This is a genomic window from Bifidobacterium sp. LH_491 (assembly GCF_056356495.1).
This window is the reverse complement of the sequence record NZ_JBKEUI010000001.1, coordinates 33,058-52,171: the sequence shown is the minus strand read 5'-3', so window position 1 is coordinate 52,171 and position 19,114 is coordinate 33,058. Positions and strand designations below refer to the sequence as shown.

General features: G+C 58.0%; 11 protein-coding genes. 4 read left to right on the top strand and 7 right to left on the bottom strand.

Annotation, left to right across the window (positions count from 1 at the left end; genetic code table 11):
• Positions 1-190: 190 nt before the first annotated feature.
• Together AC1AWK_RS00185 and AC1AWK_RS00180 are read right to left on the bottom strand one after the other, a co-directional pair.
• Positions 191-3,790, bottom strand: a complete 3,600-nt coding sequence (locus AC1AWK_RS00185) for an Ig-like domain-containing protein (RefSeq protein ID WP_476569478.1) — start codon at positions 3,788-3,790, stop codon at positions 191-193.
• 80 nt (positions 3,791-3,870) lie between these two features.
• Positions 3,871-8,382 carry a discoidin domain-containing protein gene (locus AC1AWK_RS00180; protein ID WP_476567314.1) on the bottom strand — a complete coding sequence of 1,504 codons (4,512 nt, stop codon included), beginning with the start codon at positions 8,380-8,382 and terminating at the stop codon, positions 3,871-3,873.
• A gap of 451 nt (positions 8,383-8,833) precedes the next feature.
• On the opposite strand from AC1AWK_RS00180, the gene AC1AWK_RS00175 reads away from it, so the two are divergent.
• Positions 8,834-9,211, top strand: a complete 378-nt coding sequence (locus tag AC1AWK_RS00175; protein WP_476567313.1) for a hypothetical protein — start codon at positions 8,834-8,836, stop codon at positions 9,209-9,211.
• A gap of 310 nt (positions 9,212-9,521) precedes the next feature.
• Here the strand turns inward: AC1AWK_RS00175 and metG are convergent, their stop codons facing one another.
• Positions 9,522-11,384: a methionine--tRNA ligase gene (gene metG, locus AC1AWK_RS00170; RefSeq protein ID WP_476567312.1), complete on the bottom strand. Its 1,863-nt coding sequence runs from the start codon at positions 11,382-11,384 to the stop codon at positions 9,522-9,524.
• 227 nt (positions 11,385-11,611) lie between these two features.
• On the opposite strand from metG, the gene AC1AWK_RS00165 reads away from it, so the two are divergent.
• Positions 11,612-12,139 carry a hypothetical protein gene (locus tag AC1AWK_RS00165; RefSeq protein WP_476567311.1) on the top strand — a complete coding sequence of 176 codons (528 nt, stop codon included), beginning with the start codon at positions 11,612-11,614 and terminating at the stop codon, positions 12,137-12,139.
• Positions 12,140-12,223: 84 nt separating this feature from the next.
• Complete coding sequence (locus tag AC1AWK_RS00160; protein ID WP_476567310.1) at positions 12,224-12,541, top strand: variant leucine-rich repeat-containing protein; 318 nt, start codon at positions 12,224-12,226, stop codon at positions 12,539-12,541.
• Between the two features lie 18 nt (positions 12,542-12,559).
• Here the strand turns inward: AC1AWK_RS00160 and rsmI are convergent, their stop codons facing one another.
• On the bottom strand, positions 12,560-13,474 hold the full coding sequence (rsmI, locus tag AC1AWK_RS00155) for a 16S rRNA (cytidine(1402)-2'-O)-methyltransferase (protein ID WP_476569476.1): 915 nt from the start codon (positions 13,472-13,474) through the stop codon (positions 12,560-12,562).
• 75 nt (positions 13,475-13,549) lie between these two features.
• Complete coding sequence (locus tag AC1AWK_RS00150) at positions 13,550-14,662, bottom strand: glycoside hydrolase family 172 protein (RefSeq protein ID WP_476569475.1); 1,113 nt, start codon at positions 14,660-14,662, stop codon at positions 13,550-13,552.
• A 364-nt stretch (positions 14,663-15,026) separates the two neighbouring features.
• Here AC1AWK_RS00150 and AC1AWK_RS00145 point away from each other — a divergent pair, with 364 nt between their 5' ends.
• Entirely contained in the window at positions 15,027-15,845 is an 819-nt protein-coding gene (locus AC1AWK_RS00145) for an alpha/beta hydrolase (protein WP_476567309.1), read from the top strand.
• 197 nt (positions 15,846-16,042) lie between these two features.
• Here AC1AWK_RS00145 and AC1AWK_RS00140 read toward each other — a convergent pair whose 3' ends face one another.
• Together AC1AWK_RS00140 and AC1AWK_RS00135 are read right to left on the bottom strand one after the other, a co-directional pair.
• Complete coding sequence (locus tag AC1AWK_RS00140) at positions 16,043-18,067, bottom strand: glycogen debranching N-terminal domain-containing protein (RefSeq protein WP_476567308.1); 2,025 nt, start codon at positions 18,065-18,067, stop codon at positions 16,043-16,045.
• Between the two features lie 168 nt (positions 18,068-18,235).
• Positions 18,236-19,114: a carbohydrate ABC transporter permease gene (locus AC1AWK_RS00135; protein ID WP_476567307.1), complete on the bottom strand. Its 879-nt coding sequence runs from the start codon at positions 19,112-19,114 to the stop codon at positions 18,236-18,238.

Below are 19,114 nucleotides of genomic sequence, written 5' to 3'. Positions count from 1 at the left end.
CACGTCAGCACCAACATCACGCGGCAGCACTCATCGCCAGTCGCAACACCTGCCACCAGCCGCCACAGCGCGACGAAGCGCCGACACATTCAGCAACGCCGATTGCGGCGAACCGTCAATGCCGCACCAGCGCACGCCAGCGCTGCTGCAACAACCACCGCAGCCGCCACCGACGCGCCGGTCGGCGAACTCAAGCCCGACTTCTTGCCGTCAGCCGTATCCTTCGACCCAGAACCATCCTGAGTATTCCCCGCCGACGGCTGCCCCCCCCCGGCTGCTCCCCGTTCGAATCTCCGTTCGACGGAGTGTTCGGGGCATCATCCGGCCCATTAGGCGTATTGTCACCCGGATCCTCGCTCGGCGTATCATTGCTCGACGCAGGAGCCGCGGAAATCCAGCTCAACACCGGGCCAGTACCCGTGCTCGAAGTCAGCGTCAACGTCACCTGACGGCTTTCACCCTCAGGAATGGTGATGTCACCAGACGCCACCACCTTGCCGCCGTTCACCGTAACCGTAGCCAACTGTGACGTTGCCTTCTCAGACACGCCGTCGATGGCATACGAAATCGTCGTCGGACGGCTCTGATTCCACCAATCGTGGAAGCCAAGCGAAATCGTATGCGTGCCGGGAGTCAACGTCAGCACATACGACAACGGCGCATTCGTATTGTCCGCGCCAGCGTAAATACCATAATCAAACGGATCGCCGGTATCGCCGCTGCCAATATGCTCCGCATAGTTGCTGGACGTATTGCCCCACGTACCATCAAATTTCTGATCGGAAACCGTATTCTGCAGCGAATCCGATTCAAGCTTGGTGACATTCTGGAAAATCGTCGACGTATCGCCGGCGGCCACACCAATGAAGTAGGAAAGATCAGCAGGAATCTTCTGCACTTGCGTCGTGGCCGGATATGACGTACCTTCAACCACGCCCTGTACCGTAGTCACGGCAAACGGCGTCAGCGAATTGACATCGCACAGCCATGACACCGCACGCGTTTCCGTACTGCCGTCAGCCAGCGTCACCGTCACCGTCTTGGGCAATTGAGGGGTCGAACCTTGCGTAAATACGGTATCTTGCTCGACTGGAGTCACCGACGTGGTTTCGTCAGATGCCACAGTTCGCACGCCAATCCAACTCAACACCGGATCGCCACCGCTCAACGACTTCGTCAGGAAGGTCACGGTTTGCTTGCTCGTCAGGGTAAAGGACACCGCATCGGTGGCGTTGCCGCTTTGCAGCGGGACTACCGTGGTACTTGCCAGCGTCTTGCCACCGGCAGAGACGCTGAACTCGGTATTGCGTGAGTTCTGCCACCACTCCTTGTACCCGGCTTGCACAGCGTATGTGCCGGCAGGCAAATCGGCTTTATACTCAATGGTTTTGCCGCCCTTGGCCCAATAGCCGGTATCATAAATATCCGTGGTGGAAGCATCCGAATAGTATTCCACATCCGTGCCAATCACACTGGACAGACCCCACGTCGCACCGTTGCCGTATTGCTGATCACTCTTGTCGGTGTTGATCAACGCCGTTGCGTGCTTCTTCAGCGTCTGCCAATAGTCGGATTCCTCATTGCTCGACGAGCCGGCATCCATGAACAGCGCCGCATTCTTGGGATACACCTGAACGGTGAAGCTCAATTCGGCATTGCCCATCTTCGGCAGCACACCAGTCACGGTTACCGCCCCGAAGGTCTGATCGTCACCAAAATACGGATTCCACGTGACCGCAGTCTTCTCCTTGACATCGCTCGTTCCACGGCTAATCGTCAACTCGTCCGGCAACGCCGCCATCAGATCCGACATGGAACCCGTCTGCGTCGGCAGCATGTCAAGCACGTTAAACGACCCATAATCCTGCAAATCATCCAACGTCCAATCGCCGGCAGGCAACACGCGCATGGTGGTGCCGACGAACTGCAACGGCGTCATCACATACCGCGACTGGCTGATGTCATTGCCATTGTCCGGGTTGAACCACCGGTCGCCCCAGTAAATGAACAGTCCTTGCTCCTCGTCGTAAGGAATGATGCAGCTGCTTTGCGTGGTGAACGAGTTGCTGCTGCTTTGGTTCACATCCGTACCATCCACAAACGGCGTGCCCACTTCCGTGTACGGGCCCATGATATTGTCGCCTTCGCTGATGGTGTACTTGTTCTCATTGGGCGCCCATCCGGTAGTGCCGGAATAAATGAAGTAATAGTGGCCATTCCACTTCACCGGCGCCGGCGATTCCTTGCTATTCGTGGCGATGATGTTGTAGGTGTCGCCCTTGGCAACGTCAGTGCCGCGCTGCTGATCGGCCACCGGCACCACCAGTTTGGTGTACGTCTTGTCCAACAACGAAATGGTCAGATCCTTATTCTCATTGCTGGCATAAATGAGGTACGCATCCTTAGCACCATCGTTGTTGGTATCCTTATCGTCAATGTACAAGTTCATATCGCGGGCCATGCCGGGGTTGGAACTATTCGTGCCCGGGCTCATGCGGAAGCTGCCCAAATACTTGTAGGGGCCAGCCGGGTCGGCCGTGGTGCTGATGGCCACGCCTGCCTTGGCCTTCGAATACGTGGCAGTGTCCTCATTGCCATACTGCGGGCCGTCCGCATGGAACCAAATCACCCAACGATTCGTCGTGGCGTTGTACGCCATCTTCGGCCGTTCAAACACGCAACTGGTCTGCGTAGGATCCTCGCCCGTGCCCTTCAACGCCTTCAAGTCCCACAACAACAGGTTCAGCGCATCCTGCGCGCTGTCGATATTGTAGTTCGAGGAATCGTTGGCGAACGTGTCGAAATTCTCGCCGTAGATATTGGTGTAATCGGGGTCCTTCTGCAGGTTCTCGACGTTGTAATACCGCTGGTATACCGGGTCGGCACCGGCCTGCTTGGCCGCCAAATCCGCATCGCCGAGATAGGTTTGGAAGCCCAGCCCCTTATCCACCCAGTTATACAAGTCGTCTGAATAGTAGATACGCACACCGTGCGCTACCAGACGATCGGTTTTGTCCTCGCCGCACCAGATATACACGTACCCGTCGCCGTTTTCGTCGATATCGCGGTCATCGGCAGCCAGCAGCGACGTCTTCACCCGCTGAATGCCAGCACCATGAGCCTGAATCAGATTGCCGTTGTTGTCATACATGCGCGCGCCATACGTACCGGTGATGCCGGTGTAATGGTAGATGAATCGAACGGCGTCGAAAGCGTTTTGCAACGCGGTGGCCGCGTCTGCAAGCTGCTGTTCACTGGCGGTGCCGGATTGCACAAGTTCGGTGGCCGCAGTGCGTGCCTCGTGCAGCGCCTGCAGATCAGACGCATTGGGTTTGACCGAATCATAAGGCGCGGTGCCGCTGTCGTCAGAGCGGTATCCTGACGTCAACGGAGTGAGGTTGCTGTCTTGTGTGGCGTCGATGACGGCTTGCAAACCACTGGCATCCGTTACCGGAGCCGGAGTAGGTGTAGCGTCGGCGGAGGCCGCGTCCGAGTTGTCGGCAGATAGATTCGCAGCATCGGACGCGCTGCTGGCGTCGTCGCCCGCCCGACGTTCCTCGGTGTTCGCCGAGGCGTTCATGGCTTGTTCGGCCTGTTTCATGGCGGCGGCGTCGCCTCCATTATCTTGTGCCGAGCCATCGTTTTGGCTGCCCGACACCAGTTGCGCAATACGCTGTTCGGCGCTCGTGTCCGCAGCGCCGTCGGCAGCTACTGCCGTGGGCGTGAACACTGTGCCGCATAACATGGCAGTTACGGCAACCGCCCCTATCATGCTGGAAGGAAATTTCATCACATAATTCCTTTGATTGCAATGGTTATAGTAATATGACGGTTGGCCGCCGTCATAGAGCGGCGGCCAACCCGGAAACGTTAGCGACGCTTGCGCGCACGAACGCTGATGACGGCACATCCGGCCAAAGTGATGAGCGCAGCGGCAACGAATGCCGCGGACACCGAAGCGCCCGTCGGAGACATTCCCGGCTTCTGCGACTGATCGCCCTGCTGTGACGTCTTGTCGTCGTTGGTCTTGGCATCTTCGTCCGCGGTAGCCGCGTGTACTGCAACCGTGAACGTAGCCGATACGCCGTGGTACGACACCACAATGGTCTTGGTGCCAGCGGCAACTGAATCGAACCCACGAATGCTCAGGTCGGGATCATCCAACGCAATGGCTTCCTCATGCGAAACCTGGCCGTCGGTGCGATACACGGCGGTCACGCTCATACCAGCGGTGTCGAACTGTTCGCCAATCTGATACTCGCTCTTCGTTGGCTTGGTCACCTTCAGCTCAGCCAGCTGCGCCGTGTTGAACGTCACCCGATAATCCTTCGTGGTGACGCCATCGGCGGCGGTGACGCTAATGGTGGCAGTGCCACCGAGCACCGCGCGAGGCTGGCTGATTGTCACATGGGCGTTCGTATCCGAACTGAATGCCTGCACCGTCGGATTGGATTGCGTGCCATACGGCAGGTTCACCGTGTAGTCGGTCGTATTCGGATCGAAACCGTCGATGGTTTGCCCGTCGAGACGCAGGTCGCCCAGGGTCGCGTCGGCAATCGGCGCAAGCTCGTCGAGGTCGCCAATAGGCGAGTACACTTCGATTTCCGCCACGTTGATGTACACATGCGTGTCTTGCAACGTGTTGGTCAGGCGCAAAGCCTTCGCCGTCACCGGAGTATCCAGCACGAAGTCAGCAACCGGGGTATCGGAGGCCGTCGTATGGTCAACATCACTGCTGTCCTGCACCTTCCAGCCGGACTTCACGCCAACCTCATGCCACTGATTGTCTGTACCCTGATATTCCAACGTCTGGCTCTTCGGCCAGGAAGCACGGCCGTCATAGTAGAACGTGGTCTTCACTTCGTTAATCGTGGTAGGTGCGTCGAAGGAGAATTCAGCCACCGGGTTAGCGTTTCCATCAGCCACGCCCCAGGTCGACCAACCCTTCTCATACTTACCGTCGATAGCTTGGCTACCGCTACTCCCTTCTTGGGCGCTTACCGAGAAATGCGTTCCAGACGCCGAGGCGATGTTCACCACATCCGTGGCCTCCGGCACCACGTACGCCTGGATTTCCGTAGCATTCATGAAGTCATTGTTCACCGTGTTCACGATGCGCACCTGCGAGGCCTCAACCAAACCGTCGCCCTTGAACGTCACCGTCGCGCCACTCTTCGGCGCATCCACGGCTTCGCCCAACGGCTTCCACGTCTGGCCGTCAGTGGTGTATTCGGCCTTAACCGAATCCGACGGCTTATTCGCGAACGTTATGGATACGTAATCGATACGGCGAGTGCGCCCGAAGTTCAACGTTGCGGTTGGGTTACCGGCAAACTTCTCCGCCGCATTCCACGTCACCCATGCTTCCTCGCTGGTGTTGCCGTCCGTCAACTTCTTCCACTGGTCAGCCTTGCCGTCCTCGGTCTGCTGGTCGGTCACCGTGAGGTTGCTCTGCGTGCTGGCGATATTGATCGGCTTCTTATGCGTCACATACACCGTGGCCTTCGCCGGGATCGTCTCGCCGCCGCCAACATCAATCGTGCCTGGCACCGTAATGACATCACCCGTTTTCGTGTCCAGCAAACGCTGGCTTTGCGCGGCGAAATCCCAATCCACCAGCGAGCCGTCCACGGCAATCGCCGGCGAGGACTGCACATGCGCGTACACCTGCTGTTGCATCACCGCAGCGCGAATGTCATCTTCGGAAGCGCCCTCCAGCAGCGTCACCGACACCGGGTCCGATGCGGTGAGCTTGCCAACATACACCTTGGCGGTGAAGTTGAACAAGTTCCCGAACACGTCAGTGGCCGTGCCCTTCGCGGTGTATACGCCTTCCTTCGAGACATCTACCGTCGACGTATCCCACGTTGCCTCCACGGCCGGTCCAGCACCCCACTCGTAATACGGGTTCACGGTCTTCGGCATCGAAATCGTGCCATCAACCGTGGCCTGACCGGCTACTTCCACAATGCCAGTCGGATTCGTCGTGCGGAACTGCCACGCCTGATTCTGCCCGCCATTGGACTTATACAAGCCCACTGGAGAACCTGCTGCCGTCTTCTGACCGCCAACTTCCAACGTTTGCTTTTGCGAAATGTTGACCAGGCTGTAGTATTCGCCATCCTCCGTGTTGAGAATCCACACCGTGTCCGGATTCGTCTTGGCGGCGTCCACCGTGCCATCCACAAACGTACCGTCGGCACCCAACACACGCGTGCCGTCCACATTGGACACCACGTACTTCTTCACCGTCGGCATGGCTTCATCGGCAGGCACCTCATGCAGCACCATGCTCTGCTGGGAAGCGGCCTTGCGATCCGTAGCGACGTTTTCGATGCTCAGGCTACCGTCGTCCGCAACCTGCAAAGCCTTGCCGGACTGCTGACCAACCAGCTGGTAGACTTCGCCCTCATGCAGCGCCGCATCCTCGGCAACGCCACTCACGCCGGTGAGCGTAATGGAAGCGATGGAACGTGCCGGAACCGTAACCGTAGCCGTCTTATTGGCCGCGTCGATCACCACCGACCCCGCGTCCTGCTTGACATTGCTGTACTGGTTCATATAGGAAATCGTGGCATCGCTCATATTGTCAAGCTTCGCCGGTTCGGTCGTCAGATACAAGGTGCCGGATGCATTGTCGGCAATGCTGCCGTACTTAGACAAGTCGATGACCAGACGCTGCGTCTTATCCGACGAATTCGTATGAATCACCGTCTGGGTCTTGCCGTCCGCCGAAGCGGCCGTGAGATTGTCGCCCGTGCTGTTGTTCGCCACAATGGCATCGCCCTCATGCACAAACTTCGTATAGGCACGCACCGCATTGTACTTGGAATTGGCCAGCACATTGCACGACTGAATGCCATTCGTGGACCTGCCGTTGTTCAGCCATGCGCGCTCCGAATACAGCTTGCCATCCTTGCCGGCAACATTGCAGTCGAAGTCAATCAGCACCGTGCCCCAGTTGGTGTTCTCGCCCTTCACCTTGGCCGTATTGCCGTTGATACCCTTGTCGCCCGTGGCCATGTTGTACAGATCCTCGACCACCTGCCAGAACGTGAAGTCCTTGGATTGCAAGTCGTAGATATCGCTGTTGATCTTACCCGCCATGCCGAGCGCATTATCGAAACCATACGGATTGAACGAACCATCTTGCCAAGCGCCATCCACCTCGCTCATGGACACGCGCTTGCCGTCCGCCTGACCGATGTCACGCACCACACGCTGGTCGTTCGTGCCATAGGAGTGCGTATTGAGCTGGTCGACCTTGTTCTTCACCTCGTCGGAATAGGCGTTGTACGATGTCACCAACTGCCCGGAATCCGTAGCGTCAGTAGCAGCAATCTTGGTATGCGTGTTGCCGGCCTGCTGCAAGGCATCCGCCATCGCTTCGATTAGCTGCTGCTGTTCGGCGTTGTCGATATGCATGCCCTCCTGCGGTTTCTTCAACGCGGTGGAGTACGGCGTGACCGATTTATTCTTATCGCTGTAATACGTCGTCCAATACCAGTCGAACAAATCCGGGGTGATACCGGCTTCATCGCCATCACCCAAGTCCTTATCGGCCTTATCGCCCGGAGTTCCCCAATACGAGGTTTCCGACTCGTTCATGCCTTCGATGGTGTTGACCTGGAACCCATAGGTCTGTTCCAAATGCTCGGTGACCTTCACCAGATACTGGGCGAACTTCACCGGGTCTTTAAGATTGTTGTCGCCTGCATCGTACGCGCCCGTCGCATATCCGCTTTCCGTCAGGAACCACGGCGCGGAGTTGGCGAAGGTTTCCACATGATCAATACCACCGGTGGAAACGCCCTGCTTCAGCCACCATTCCTGCGCCGACCCTTTGGACCAATCATATTGAGTGTCGTCGTTCGGATCAAACGCTTCGGCCAACTTATCCTTGTCGGCCTGCTTGGTGGTGACGCCTTCGCCATACGTACCGGAACCGGTGGTGTCGTCCTTCCAATATCCTGGCACTGCAGCGCCTTGGCGCATCAGGGGATATCCGTATGCGACATCGGACGCGTTGCCGCCACCGATGTTGAAACGCGCCATATTCAAGTCAAGTCCATCCTCCCCGAAAATGGACTCGTAGAATTCCTGACGCAGCTGCTTGCCATATTCCAACGCCTTGGCGTCGGCCTCGGCATCGCCGCTGCTATGGACGATCGACCCTTCTTCACCGTAGTTGCCCGTTGCGTTGGCCAACCATGCCAACGACGTGCCCCAACCATCGAACGGCCCATTGGTGAACCAAGGGTTTGGAGTCACCGTAGTGGTTACGATATCATCTGCTATGGCGGTTGACGCCGGAATGATTCCGCCGGCAGCCAGCGTCGCCGCAGCAGCAATAGCAGCTATTGACATCCTGACTTTTTTCATATATCTCCTTGCATCCGTCCTTGGACCCCTGCGATACGGCCATTACCTAGACCAGCGGACCTCAACCCCGAAGCCCAGTTTCATACACATCGCAGCACGATCAAAAGTTCGGTAAATGTTTACGCAAACATTTTGATCTATTCATTATTGTAACGGCAAACCAACAAAATGGACACACCGGCAGAACGCGTGTTGCACAAAAATAGAAACACTCCCCGGACATGATTTCCACAACATCACGCCCCGCCGGCCACCGTCTCATTATTGCCTCGCCATCCACAGCGCGACGAAGCGCCGACACATTCAGCAACGCCGATTGCGGCGAACCGTCAATGCCGCACCAGCGAACGCCAGCGCTGCCGCGACAACCACCGCAGCCACCACCGACGCCATACATATTGCAAAAGTGCGTGTTTTCCACATCGTAGGAAGCCCCAATCGATTCCTACGGATGGCGAAAACACGCACCAACATCCTCAGAGTGCAGCAAACACACATCTTCGGGGTGATTAGAGTGCAGCAAACACACACCTCGTTTAATGACCAAAAACAACTCATCACAATCAGGGAGGGGCAACGCCAGAATATGCACGGAAAAAGAGAACCCCAACTGGAAAAACAGGTTTCGGTAAAGCAGAAAACGGGAACAGGCCACCACGGCAAGGACGAAAAAGAGGGAAAGAGACGGGCACACACAACGAAACTCGCAACGCACAGCCACTCAAGCAAGAAAAAACCCGGCGGAGGGAGCCGCCGGGCGAGAGAGAAGAGAGAAGAAGGGTTCAGTTATGGGGTTCTTGAGAACCTCGCCAACAACCGTAGCTGCTGACATGATCTATATAACCGCACCTTTCTTGAAAGAACGATGTGCGGCACTCAAAACAACCTGTAAAGATTGTGCAGAAAACGTGAAACAATAGACGATCAGAATAAGGCGATCCCAAAAATCAGGTGATGCTGCAACACCAAAGCGCTATATCACCACCCACATACCACAACCACACAATACAAAAAGGCGAGGCGCATGTGAGCACCTCGCCAATACTGCCGAACATAACAACGGCAAATTCGCACAAGAACACCTGCCAAGCAACCGAATACCACCACGGCGCATGACAAGCGTCACATCGTTGCCGCCGTCAGCCTTCCAACTTGGCCTTCGCCGCAGCGAAGCGCTCTGCCTCAGCAGCCTTACGAGCAGCAAGCTCCGTCTCAAACCGAGCCAACTCCTCCTCCACGGCCTCCTTGGGTATCTTCGCAAAAATCGGCTCCGGCTTCGCCACCGGCGCACCCACCGTCAGCGGTTCACTCTCCCACGGATGCACCGTCTCGCCAAGACGATAATCGCCCGTGATAATCGGATACGTGAAGCCCGGCTTATCGAGATCCTCGACCTCTTCAATACGCGGCAACGGCGAGAACACGCCCGCGCCTCCCAACGCTTCCCACACCTTCTGCGCGGAATGCGGCAAGAACGGCGCCAACAAATGATTCGCATCCATCACTGCCTGCGCGGCAACATGTAGCACCGTCGCCAAACGTTCGGGATCATCCTTGATCTTCCACGGCTCAGTAGACGAGATGTAGCGATTGATATCACCGACCACCCGCATAGCCTCCGCCAATGCGTTCTTCTGACGATGACGCTCGATCAACCCGCCGACCACATCGAAGGCATCGGCCGTCTGCACCAGCAGCGCGCGATCCTCATCCGTCATGGAATCCTCATCCAACGCGGGAATCTCGCCAAAATTCTTATGAATCAGATTGGCCACACGGTTCACCAGGTTGCCCCAGCTCGCCGCCAACTCCTCGTTGTTATGACGCACAAACTCCGCCCATGTGAAATCAGCGTCGGAATTCTCCGGTCCCGCCACGGAAATGTAGTAGCGCACCGCATCCACCGGATAACGGGCCAGAATATCCTTCACATAAATGACAATGCCGCGAGACGAGCTGAACTTGCGTCCCTCCATCGTCATGAACTCGGAAGACACCACCTGCTCCGGCATATTCAGCACGCCAAGTTCGCCGGGCTCACCGTCCTTCGACCCCTGACCGTTGTATGCCAGCATCTCCGAAGGCCAAATCTGCGAATGGAACGTGATGTTGTCCTTGCCCATGAAATAGTATCCCGGCGTGGACGGATTGCACCACCACTCGCGCCACAGCTCCGGATCGCCCTGACGACGCGCCCACTCAATGGAGGCAGACAGATACCCAATCACTGCGTCAAACCACACATACAGCTTCTTATTCGGATTATCGATCCAGCCCTCCACCGGCACGGGAATACCCCAATCGATATCGCGGGTAATCGCACGAGGCTTGACCTCTTTGAACAGGCCAATGGAGAAGTTGATGACATTAGTACGCCAACCCTTACGGCTCTTGAGCCACGCGAGGTTCGCCTCCGCCAACGCCGGCAAGTCCAGGAAATAATGCTCGGTTTCCTCAAAACGCGGCGTCTCACCATTAATCTTTGACACCGGGTTGATCAGCTCATCCGGATCAAGTTCATTGCCGCAGGCATCACACTGGTCGCCACGCGCACCTTCGGTATGACAGATCGGGCATTCGCCCTCGATGTACCGGTCGGGCAGAGTACGGCCCGTGGACGGCGATATCGCCACCTGCTGGGTGCCGCGATAAATATAGCCGTTGTCCAAACACTGCTTGAACAACTCCTGCACCACACGCTCATGATTACCGGTGGTGGTACGGGTGAACAGATCATAGCTCAAACCCAAATCGCACAAATCCTTGGCGATGACCCGGTTGTACCGGTCGGCGAGTTGCTGGGCGCTAAGGCCTTCCTTCTCCGCCTCAACCAGAATCGGCGTGCCGTGTTCGTCGGTGCCGGACACCATCAGCACCTGGTTACCCTTCATGCGCTCGTATCGTGCGTACACGTCGGAAGGGACACCAAACCCGGCAACGTGGCCGATATGGCGAGGCCCGTTCGCATAAGGCCACGCAACATTCACCAAAATATGACTCATAGTCCACGATTATCGAGCGGAGCGGGGACACACGAAGTACAGCATCCCCATACCACACTTATCCACATACCAAAGACCAACCCGCGAACACATCCACATATACACGGATTGCAGTGAAATGCCTAAATATTCACGCAGTGGTTTTTAGCATAATCGCCATGAACAGTCTCACCCCCGCACTAGCAGCGCCACTTATCTCATCACGCGACTTACCAGGCCCTCTCAGCATGAGCAGACTCGCAGACATCGGCATCGTACGCCACCTCGGCCCCGCAAGCGCCTACCGCAACCTCAACGCCGACAATCCCCAAACACGTGCCGCCATCGCCGCCTCCATCATTCCCGCCCGCACCATTGCCTGCCACGCACTCGCCACATGGGTGTGGCTAGGCGGCGAATTTCCCGGCAGCATCGACGTCATCTCCACGTCTCATTACCGCGCACTCAAACACGGACGCCGCGTACGCGTATTCAACCGCAAGGCACCCGACGAACACCTGACATGGATAGGACGCTGCGCACTCACCACACCATTGCGCACCGCATGCGACCTTGCCTTAAGCGCCACCTCCACAGACACCTCCCCAACCGCGAACACACACCTTGAACACCGCATCCTCGCACTTGCCACCACCTATCAATTCACCATGCAGGACTGCCTACAACTCCTCAACGAGCACCGATTCTGGCCCAATGCCCCGGCCGCCAGACAACTTCTCTCCCTACTAGCGGAACAAGAACGATACCGCGTATAACGCCCCGCCGCCCCATGGCACGATGTCTATGAAATCACACAGGTAACACCAGAGGAACGCCAAAGGAGCATCAGAGGAGCCGACATGCCGCGGATACGCCCAAGACGCAACAACAGACACCGAAGCCAGCAGCGTCTCACCACGCTGCATAACGCCGCAGACACACCGACATCACCGCAACCTCCCCCGCCGCCGCTACGACTCACCGCAGCAGTCGCCTGCGACCCCAACACCAGCCGAGAAGTGCTCGACTATATCGCGGTCAACATGCCAGCACTGCGTCGGTGGATAGTCGCCAACCCCAACGCAGACGCCGAACTCCTGGAATACATCTCCCAAGCCGGAGGTCCCTACGTGCACGAGGCGCTGACCATTGCTTTGCGCGAGCTGGAACGACGCTGATCTCAGGATCCTTGCACCCTACCGTTCCTGCATTTGCAGCACCGCCGCATACACCTGCTTACGGTTGGCAAATGAACCATCCGGGAAAGGATGCTCATGAACCACCGACACAATAGCATCCTTGATGCGCATGCCCTGCTCGTCGGCACGAGCCAACGCCAAGGCAGCCAGCTGCGACACCGACAGCGACGACACATCAGCCGCCTTAGCCTCCTCGTCCGACGCGCCGGCCACCACCAACACCATCTCGCCACGAGGCGGATCGTCCAGTACGCCGTCACGAATCTGCGCAATCGTGCCGCGACGCACCTCCTCATAATCCTTGGTCAGCTCGCGGCACAACGCCATACGTCGATCGGCACCGAACACCTCCAACAATGCTTCCATCGACTCGGCGATACGATGCGGTGTCTCATACCACACAATCGTGCGCCGCTCCGACAGCAGTGCGCGCAAACACTGCACACGCTCGCCATGCTTGCGCGGCAGGAACCCCTCATAGCAGAACCGATCGGTAGGCAAACCCGACAGCGCGAGCGCATCCAGCACGGCAGAGGGCCCCGGCGCACAGGTTACGGGAAGACCGCGTTCGATGGCACGACGCACAATCGCCAATCCCGGATCATTAATGGTCGGCATGCCGGCATCCGACACCACCAGCACCGTAGCCCCCTGCTGCACCTGGTCAAGCAGCATATCGGCCTTGTCGCGTTCGTTATGGTCGTGATATGCCACCACACGGCCGCCGACATGCACGCCAAGACGATTGGCGAGCGCATACAACCGGCGGGTGTCCTCCGCGGCGACGATATCCGCATGTTCCAACAATGCCACAAGCCTGGCGGACGCATCCGCGGTATTGCCGATGGGCGTGGCCGCCAGCACCACTGTGCCGCGGGGCACCACCAGGCCGTTCGGGACTTCGTGCATCATCCGGATGTCTTCGTCTTGTTCACCACTCATACCGTCCAGTATCCCGCACCCGGTCGATACCGTCGAGCGGGCAGGTCAGCGCGGACGACGCCAAGCACGGTCACGAATCGTGTCGGCAAAGGGCACATGCGGCTCGCCCTGATACCAGTAAGCCACGGTCGCCACGTCGTCACTACGCTCGAAATTCCCCGCTTCCTCTGTGCCAATCTGCTGCAATTCCACGCGCAGATCATGCTCGAAATAAATCGGGTCGGGAATATGCCAACGATACAGGCCGCGCATCACCGGCGTGGCGACATCCCAATAGTCACTTTCCCTGCCAACCAACCGTTGGCCGTAGAACGGGAATCCCATGTACGGGCCGGTGTAGGTCTGCTCACGCATATGGCCGCGCTCATCAAACGCGGCGAAACTCCAGGCGCCGCCGAAATAATCCTCCGTGCCAGTGCTGCACCACGTGGGATACTGTTCGTCGCCGTCGATATACATCTTGACTTCGCCCTCGCCCCACCAGCGGCTTTCCAACGCCGTCAGGGCAAGATACGTGCCGACGTAGGCACCACGGCCACGCACGCCGTCAAGCACCACATAGTCACGGCCCATTTCAGTCACTCGCTCGCGCCGCCACTGCGCGTGGAACCGCATCATCTCCTCGGGAAGCTCGTCATACTCCGTGTAGTCAATCTGGTAGAAAAACGCCGGCACGTCCTCGTTGTGATCATTGCGCAACACTACGCGCGCACGATTGAACGGCATGTCCCAGAAACAGTTGAAGCCGCGATTCGGATTCACCATAACCGGTATCGAATTAATCGTGCACGCCTGCGCATGGCCGCAGCAGAAAAAGTCGCCAATCGGGCAGGACACGGACGGCGTGGTTTCACCATCCCAGTAACATTCCAAAATCACGTTGCGCAACACATCCGGCCCCTTCGGGCCGGTACGATCCGTCACCGTCATCCATATATGGCGGATAATGCCCGGCTTATCAACATCCATCAGCGTGACGGATTCGCCCGCCTTCACTGTCTGAATACAGGGACTGCCCTTACGCGACGGGCCCAGCGCACTGGCGGCCATAGCCGCGCGACCCTTGGCACCAGTCGGATTCTCCGCATTCACACACCGCGAGCGCCCTGCCGACGGAAGGGTCAGTGCCGACAAGCCACTGCCCGAGACGAATGGCATGCCTGTGGTCATACCGCCTACACCGTAATTATTCATCGTCATGGCACTCACCCTTTCCACACCCCGCCACACTGCGAGGTACATCGTTTGACGCGCATTGTTACGCGGCAATATACGCTATGCCACCAACGGCAGCAACTACGGGTGTTTTTCTGCGCAATACCCAGCGGACGGCGCATCCGCCCCACCACCATCTCGATAAGATAAGATAAGATAAGATATTTTTCTACATTATGCCAAAATAATTGCATCAAATATCATATTTAGCACGTTGACCACATAACACTTATAAATTACCGCCTCAGCGCCGAGATAGAGCGATAATACAAGGTGACCACTGGCCCCACTAGAGAAAGTGTGCATCATGCAATATTGGCAACAACTTCTCACTGGCATTGACGGTAGTGAGGCGACCCTCGTCGGATATGTTCTAGACAATACGTCTGAAATCGATATGAACCGACGCCGCCCCGCAGTGCTCATTCTCCCCGGAGGCGGCTATGCGTTCACCTCAGACCGCGAGGCCGAACCAATCGCCATGCAATATCTTGCCGCAGGCTATCATGCGTTCATTCTGCGCTATTCCGTAGCGCCCGCCACATATCCCGTGGCCCTGCTGGAAGCAGCCGAGTCCATGACCACCATCCGCGCGCATGCCGACGAATGGCATGTGGATCCCGACCATATTGCCGTGCTCGGCTTCTCCGCAGGCGGACATCTCGCCGCCAACCTAGCCACAACAGCAGGCGACGACACCATGCGCAAGCATGGCTTCGACCCCGATGACGCACGCCCCAATGCACTCATGTTGTCCTACCCCGTCATCACCGCATTCAGCAATGCACACTTCGGAAGCTTCAACAACCTCCTCGGCCCCGACCCAGATCCTAGTCTGCGCGAAGAAGTCTCCATCGAACGACACATCGACGCCACTACACCCCCGGTTTTCATCTGGCACACCATACCCGACGACTGCGTGCCCGTAGCCAACACACTGCTCGTCGTCGAAGGCTGCCGCAACGCAGGCGTTCCCGTGGAGGCACACCTCTACCCCACCGGCGGCCACGGTCTGTCATTGGCCACGGCGGAAACCTCCGGGCCGCAAGGCGACAGCATCGTGCCCGACGTCCAGACATGGATGCCGCTCTCCATCGACTGGCTGAAACGAACGTTCGCCAGGTAACACCGAACAGCCACACACGGTGCAGGCACGGCGCAGCCACACAGCGCGGCCACGCCGCCCAGAGACCGACATCCCCGGCGGCCGGCCCCAAACCCGAACTCTCTTATCGCAAAACCAACAAGCGCCCGCAGCCATCGACCGCGGACGCTTGTCGTTGGATACGCCGATATACCACTCATCTATCGGCGCCGTCTATCTCATGCAAGGCCATCGATGCGCAGATCGTGAGCCAGCGGTACATCCAGAGGTTGCATCGAACCGTCGACACGCACATCCGCGAGCAGCGACAACACCGCAACCGAGGAAGCCGCCGACCATGCCTGAGGATGGCAGGCCGCCGGATACGGCGAGGGGCCGCCGACTCCACTGTCGCCCGCATATAGTTCGGGAATCTGATAGTCGAAGGACTCGGCCGCAGCCAACAATCCCTCGGCCACGCGCACCGCTTCCTCAACGTATCCTTCGGCGCGCAAACCGTTCATGGAAATCGCCGTATCATGAGCCCACACCGAACCGCAATGATAGCTTTGCGGCCAGTAACCTCCGGACGTCGAGCTCATAGTGCGGATGCCGTACCCGCTCATCATGTCATCGCCCATCAAGCGAGCCACCACGTCGCGCACGCCCTGCTCGTCGAGAATGCCCGTGCCCAACAAGTGGCCGATATTGCTGGTAAGGCTATCCACCGGACGCTTGTCACGATCCAGTGCGATTGCCGGATATCGTCCGTGGCCATCATCCACCCAGAACACGTCATTGAATCGCTGCTTAAGTTGCTTCGCCCAAGCACGCCACTCATCGGCGCCTTCCTGGCCGAACCGATCCAACACATCAGCACCCAGCATGGCAGCCTGGTAGGCGTATCCCTGCACTTCGCACAAGGCGATCGGCCCGTCAGCAATGCGGCCGTCCTGCCAACGCACCGAGTCGCCGGAATCCTTCCATCCTTGGTTGCTCAGGCCATGACCCGTGCGGTCAATGTACTCCAGGAAACCGTCGCCATCGCAATCGCCCCAATCACGCAGCCACGCCAACGCCGCCTGCAAATTCGGCAGCAACTCCTCTACTTCTTGAGGATCGGCACCCCACTGCAAGGCTTCCGCGAGCAGAATGATCCACAGCGGCGTGGCATCGATCGTGCCATAGTACAACGGCGGCAGATTCATGCCGTCCTGGGCAAACGCACCCGCCGACACCACCGGTTCGGCGCGCAGCTCATGCATGATCTTGCCCGGATCGGCATTCGTCGGGGCATCGCTTTGCGTGGCCTGGAAATGTGCCAACGTGCGCAGCGTGCCCATCGCCGTGCGCGTGGTCAACGGCAGCAGGAAACGCGCCGCCCACAGCGAATCACGGCCAAACAAAGTAAAGAACCACGGGGCGCCCGCAGCCAGGAACTCATCGTTCGGCAAGGCCGGCACCGACATGCGCAGCCCCGCCAAATCACGCAGCGACGTCTCCACCCAACGCTCCACCCGGGAATCAGCGGCCTGCACATGGACCGTCCGCCACGGGCACGGCGTATGCGCGGCAGACACCGCATTGTCCGGCGCTTCCACGCGCGTCACCAAGCCAACATCCACACCGCCACGGGCCGGCACGTTCACCTGCCACGTCGCCACACAGCACAACCCATCGATCTGCCATTGCGGCTTGCTCGACTGGGGAGCCGCAGCAATCGCCACACGCAACGCTCCATACGTCACTTCCACCGTGTCATCGCGCAGCACCACCCGCACCTGCCCGGTCTGCGCCGCCGAAGATGGCGCGCCACCCTTGACTTCCTGCATGCTGGCCATATCAACCGTGATGCGCGCCTGAAGCGTCAACGGCACCGCCTCATTGCCGGAGGCACACACATGTGCCACGTCTTCCAAACAATCCGGCAATACCAACCGCTCCTCGTCAATGCGCACATACGGGTCGACGGTCGCCCCCACCTTGTTGCGCGCGATGGACACACTAATGCTTCTGCCTCCCTCCGGCGAGCGCCACGAAATAGGCGTGGGACGCTCGCCATCCACCTTCCAGTCGATGGACGACAGCACACGAGTATCGCCAATATAGAACCCCGCAATGCCGGGAGCACCGGCATGCTCTTGCGCCGCGGTTTCGCTCAGCGTACCGTCCGGAGCGCACCATACTTGCGCCGGCGCGTTAACCAGCACTTTCATATCGTGCATCCACGGCTGGCGAACTTGCTCTTGGGTCTTGTCAGTCATTATTGTCTCCATATATGTGATTGGCCGTGCCTTAGTTGTGCGTTTAGGAACGCCACGGGAATGTTCACCGCGGATGTTGAGGCACGGCGATGTCTGCCCGGCCGGCAAGCCGACCAGATTGTCACTATCTGTTGGGTTTGTGGTAGATATCGTCGAAGCGTTATGCGCCTATTCTTTGACCGATCCTTCCGAAGTATTCATGATCTTCTTTTGGAAGATGAAGAACAGGATGGCCACCGGAATCGTCATGACTACCGCTGCCGCCAGTTTGACGGGATATTGGTTGCCTTGGCTGAGCTGTCCGCTGGCGAGGGAGGCCACGCCTTTGGTCAGGGTGGTCAGGCTGGACGATTGGGTCGACACGATGAAGTGTGACAGTTCGTTCCACGATCCTTGGAAGGACAGGATGGAAATCGTCACCAACGCAGGGCGGGCCATCGGCAGCACAATGGACCAGAAGATACGGAAGGTACCCGCACGGTCGATCATGGCTTGTTCTTCGACACTGCGCGGAATGGATTCGAAGAAGTTCTTCATGATGAATACGCCAGTGGCGTCGATGAGCAGCGGCAGGATCATACCGGCGTAGCTGTCGTAAATGCCCAGCGTTTTGATGATGAGGAATTTCGGAATCAACAGCACTACCATAGGTACGCTCATGACACCCATGAGCATGGCGAAGATGACGTTGCGACCGCGAAAATGCAGGCGGGAAAGAGCATAGCCGGCCAGCGAGTCAAAGAATACGCGCCCCACCGTCACGAATATGGTGACGATCACCGAATTCTTGAACCATACGGGGAAATCCGAGTTGAGGAACAGCTTGCGGTATGCCGCCGTGGTCCAGATTTCCGGGATAAGCGACACCGGGTTGGCGGTGGCGTCCGAATCGGTTTTGAATGATGTCGCCACCTGGATGATAAACGGCATGATATAGATGAACGCAATCACAATCAGCAGCAAATACAACAGGATGCCACTATGCAATACGCGCTTCCACCACGGCGTAGTGCGACGGCTTGCGGCAGTAGTCGATGCGGCACTCAT

Coding starts and splice junctions, on each gene's coding strand:
- AC1AWK_RS00175 (WP_476567313.1), top strand. CDS start 8,834: ATGGCGAAAACACGCACCAACATCCTCAGAGTGCAGCAAACACACATC.
- AC1AWK_RS00180 (WP_476567314.1), bottom strand. CDS start 8,382: ATGAAAAAAGTCAGGATGTCAATAGCTGCTATTGCTGCTGCGGCGACG.
- AC1AWK_RS00145 (WP_476567309.1), top strand. CDS start 15,027: ATGCAATATTGGCAACAACTTCTCACTGGCATTGACGGTAGTGAGGCG.
- AC1AWK_RS00135 (WP_476567307.1), bottom strand. CDS start 19,114: ATGAGTGCCGCATCGACTACTGCCGCAAGCCGTCGCACTACGCCGTGG.
- AC1AWK_RS00140 (WP_476567308.1), bottom strand. CDS start 18,067: ATGACTGACAAGACCCAAGAGCAAGTTCGCCAGCCGTGGATGCACGAT.
- AC1AWK_RS00185 (WP_476569478.1), bottom strand. CDS start 3,790: ATGAAATTTCCTTCCAGCATGATAGGGGCGGTTGCCGTAACTGCCATG.
- AC1AWK_RS00165 (WP_476567311.1), top strand. CDS start 11,612: ATGAGCAGACTCGCAGACATCGGCATCGTACGCCACCTCGGCCCCGCA.
- AC1AWK_RS00160 (WP_476567310.1), top strand. CDS start 12,224: ATGCCGCGGATACGCCCAAGACGCAACAACAGACACCGAAGCCAGCAG.
- AC1AWK_RS00150 (WP_476569475.1), bottom strand. CDS start 14,662: ATGCCATTCGTCTCGGGCAGTGGCTTGTCGGCACTGACCCTTCCGTCG.
- rsmI (WP_476569476.1), bottom strand. CDS start 13,474: ATGATGCACGAAGTCCCGAACGGCCTGGTGGTGCCCCGCGGCACAGTG.
- metG (WP_476567312.1), bottom strand. CDS start 11,384: ATGAGTCATATTTTGGTGAATGTTGCGTGGCCTTATGCGAACGGGCCT.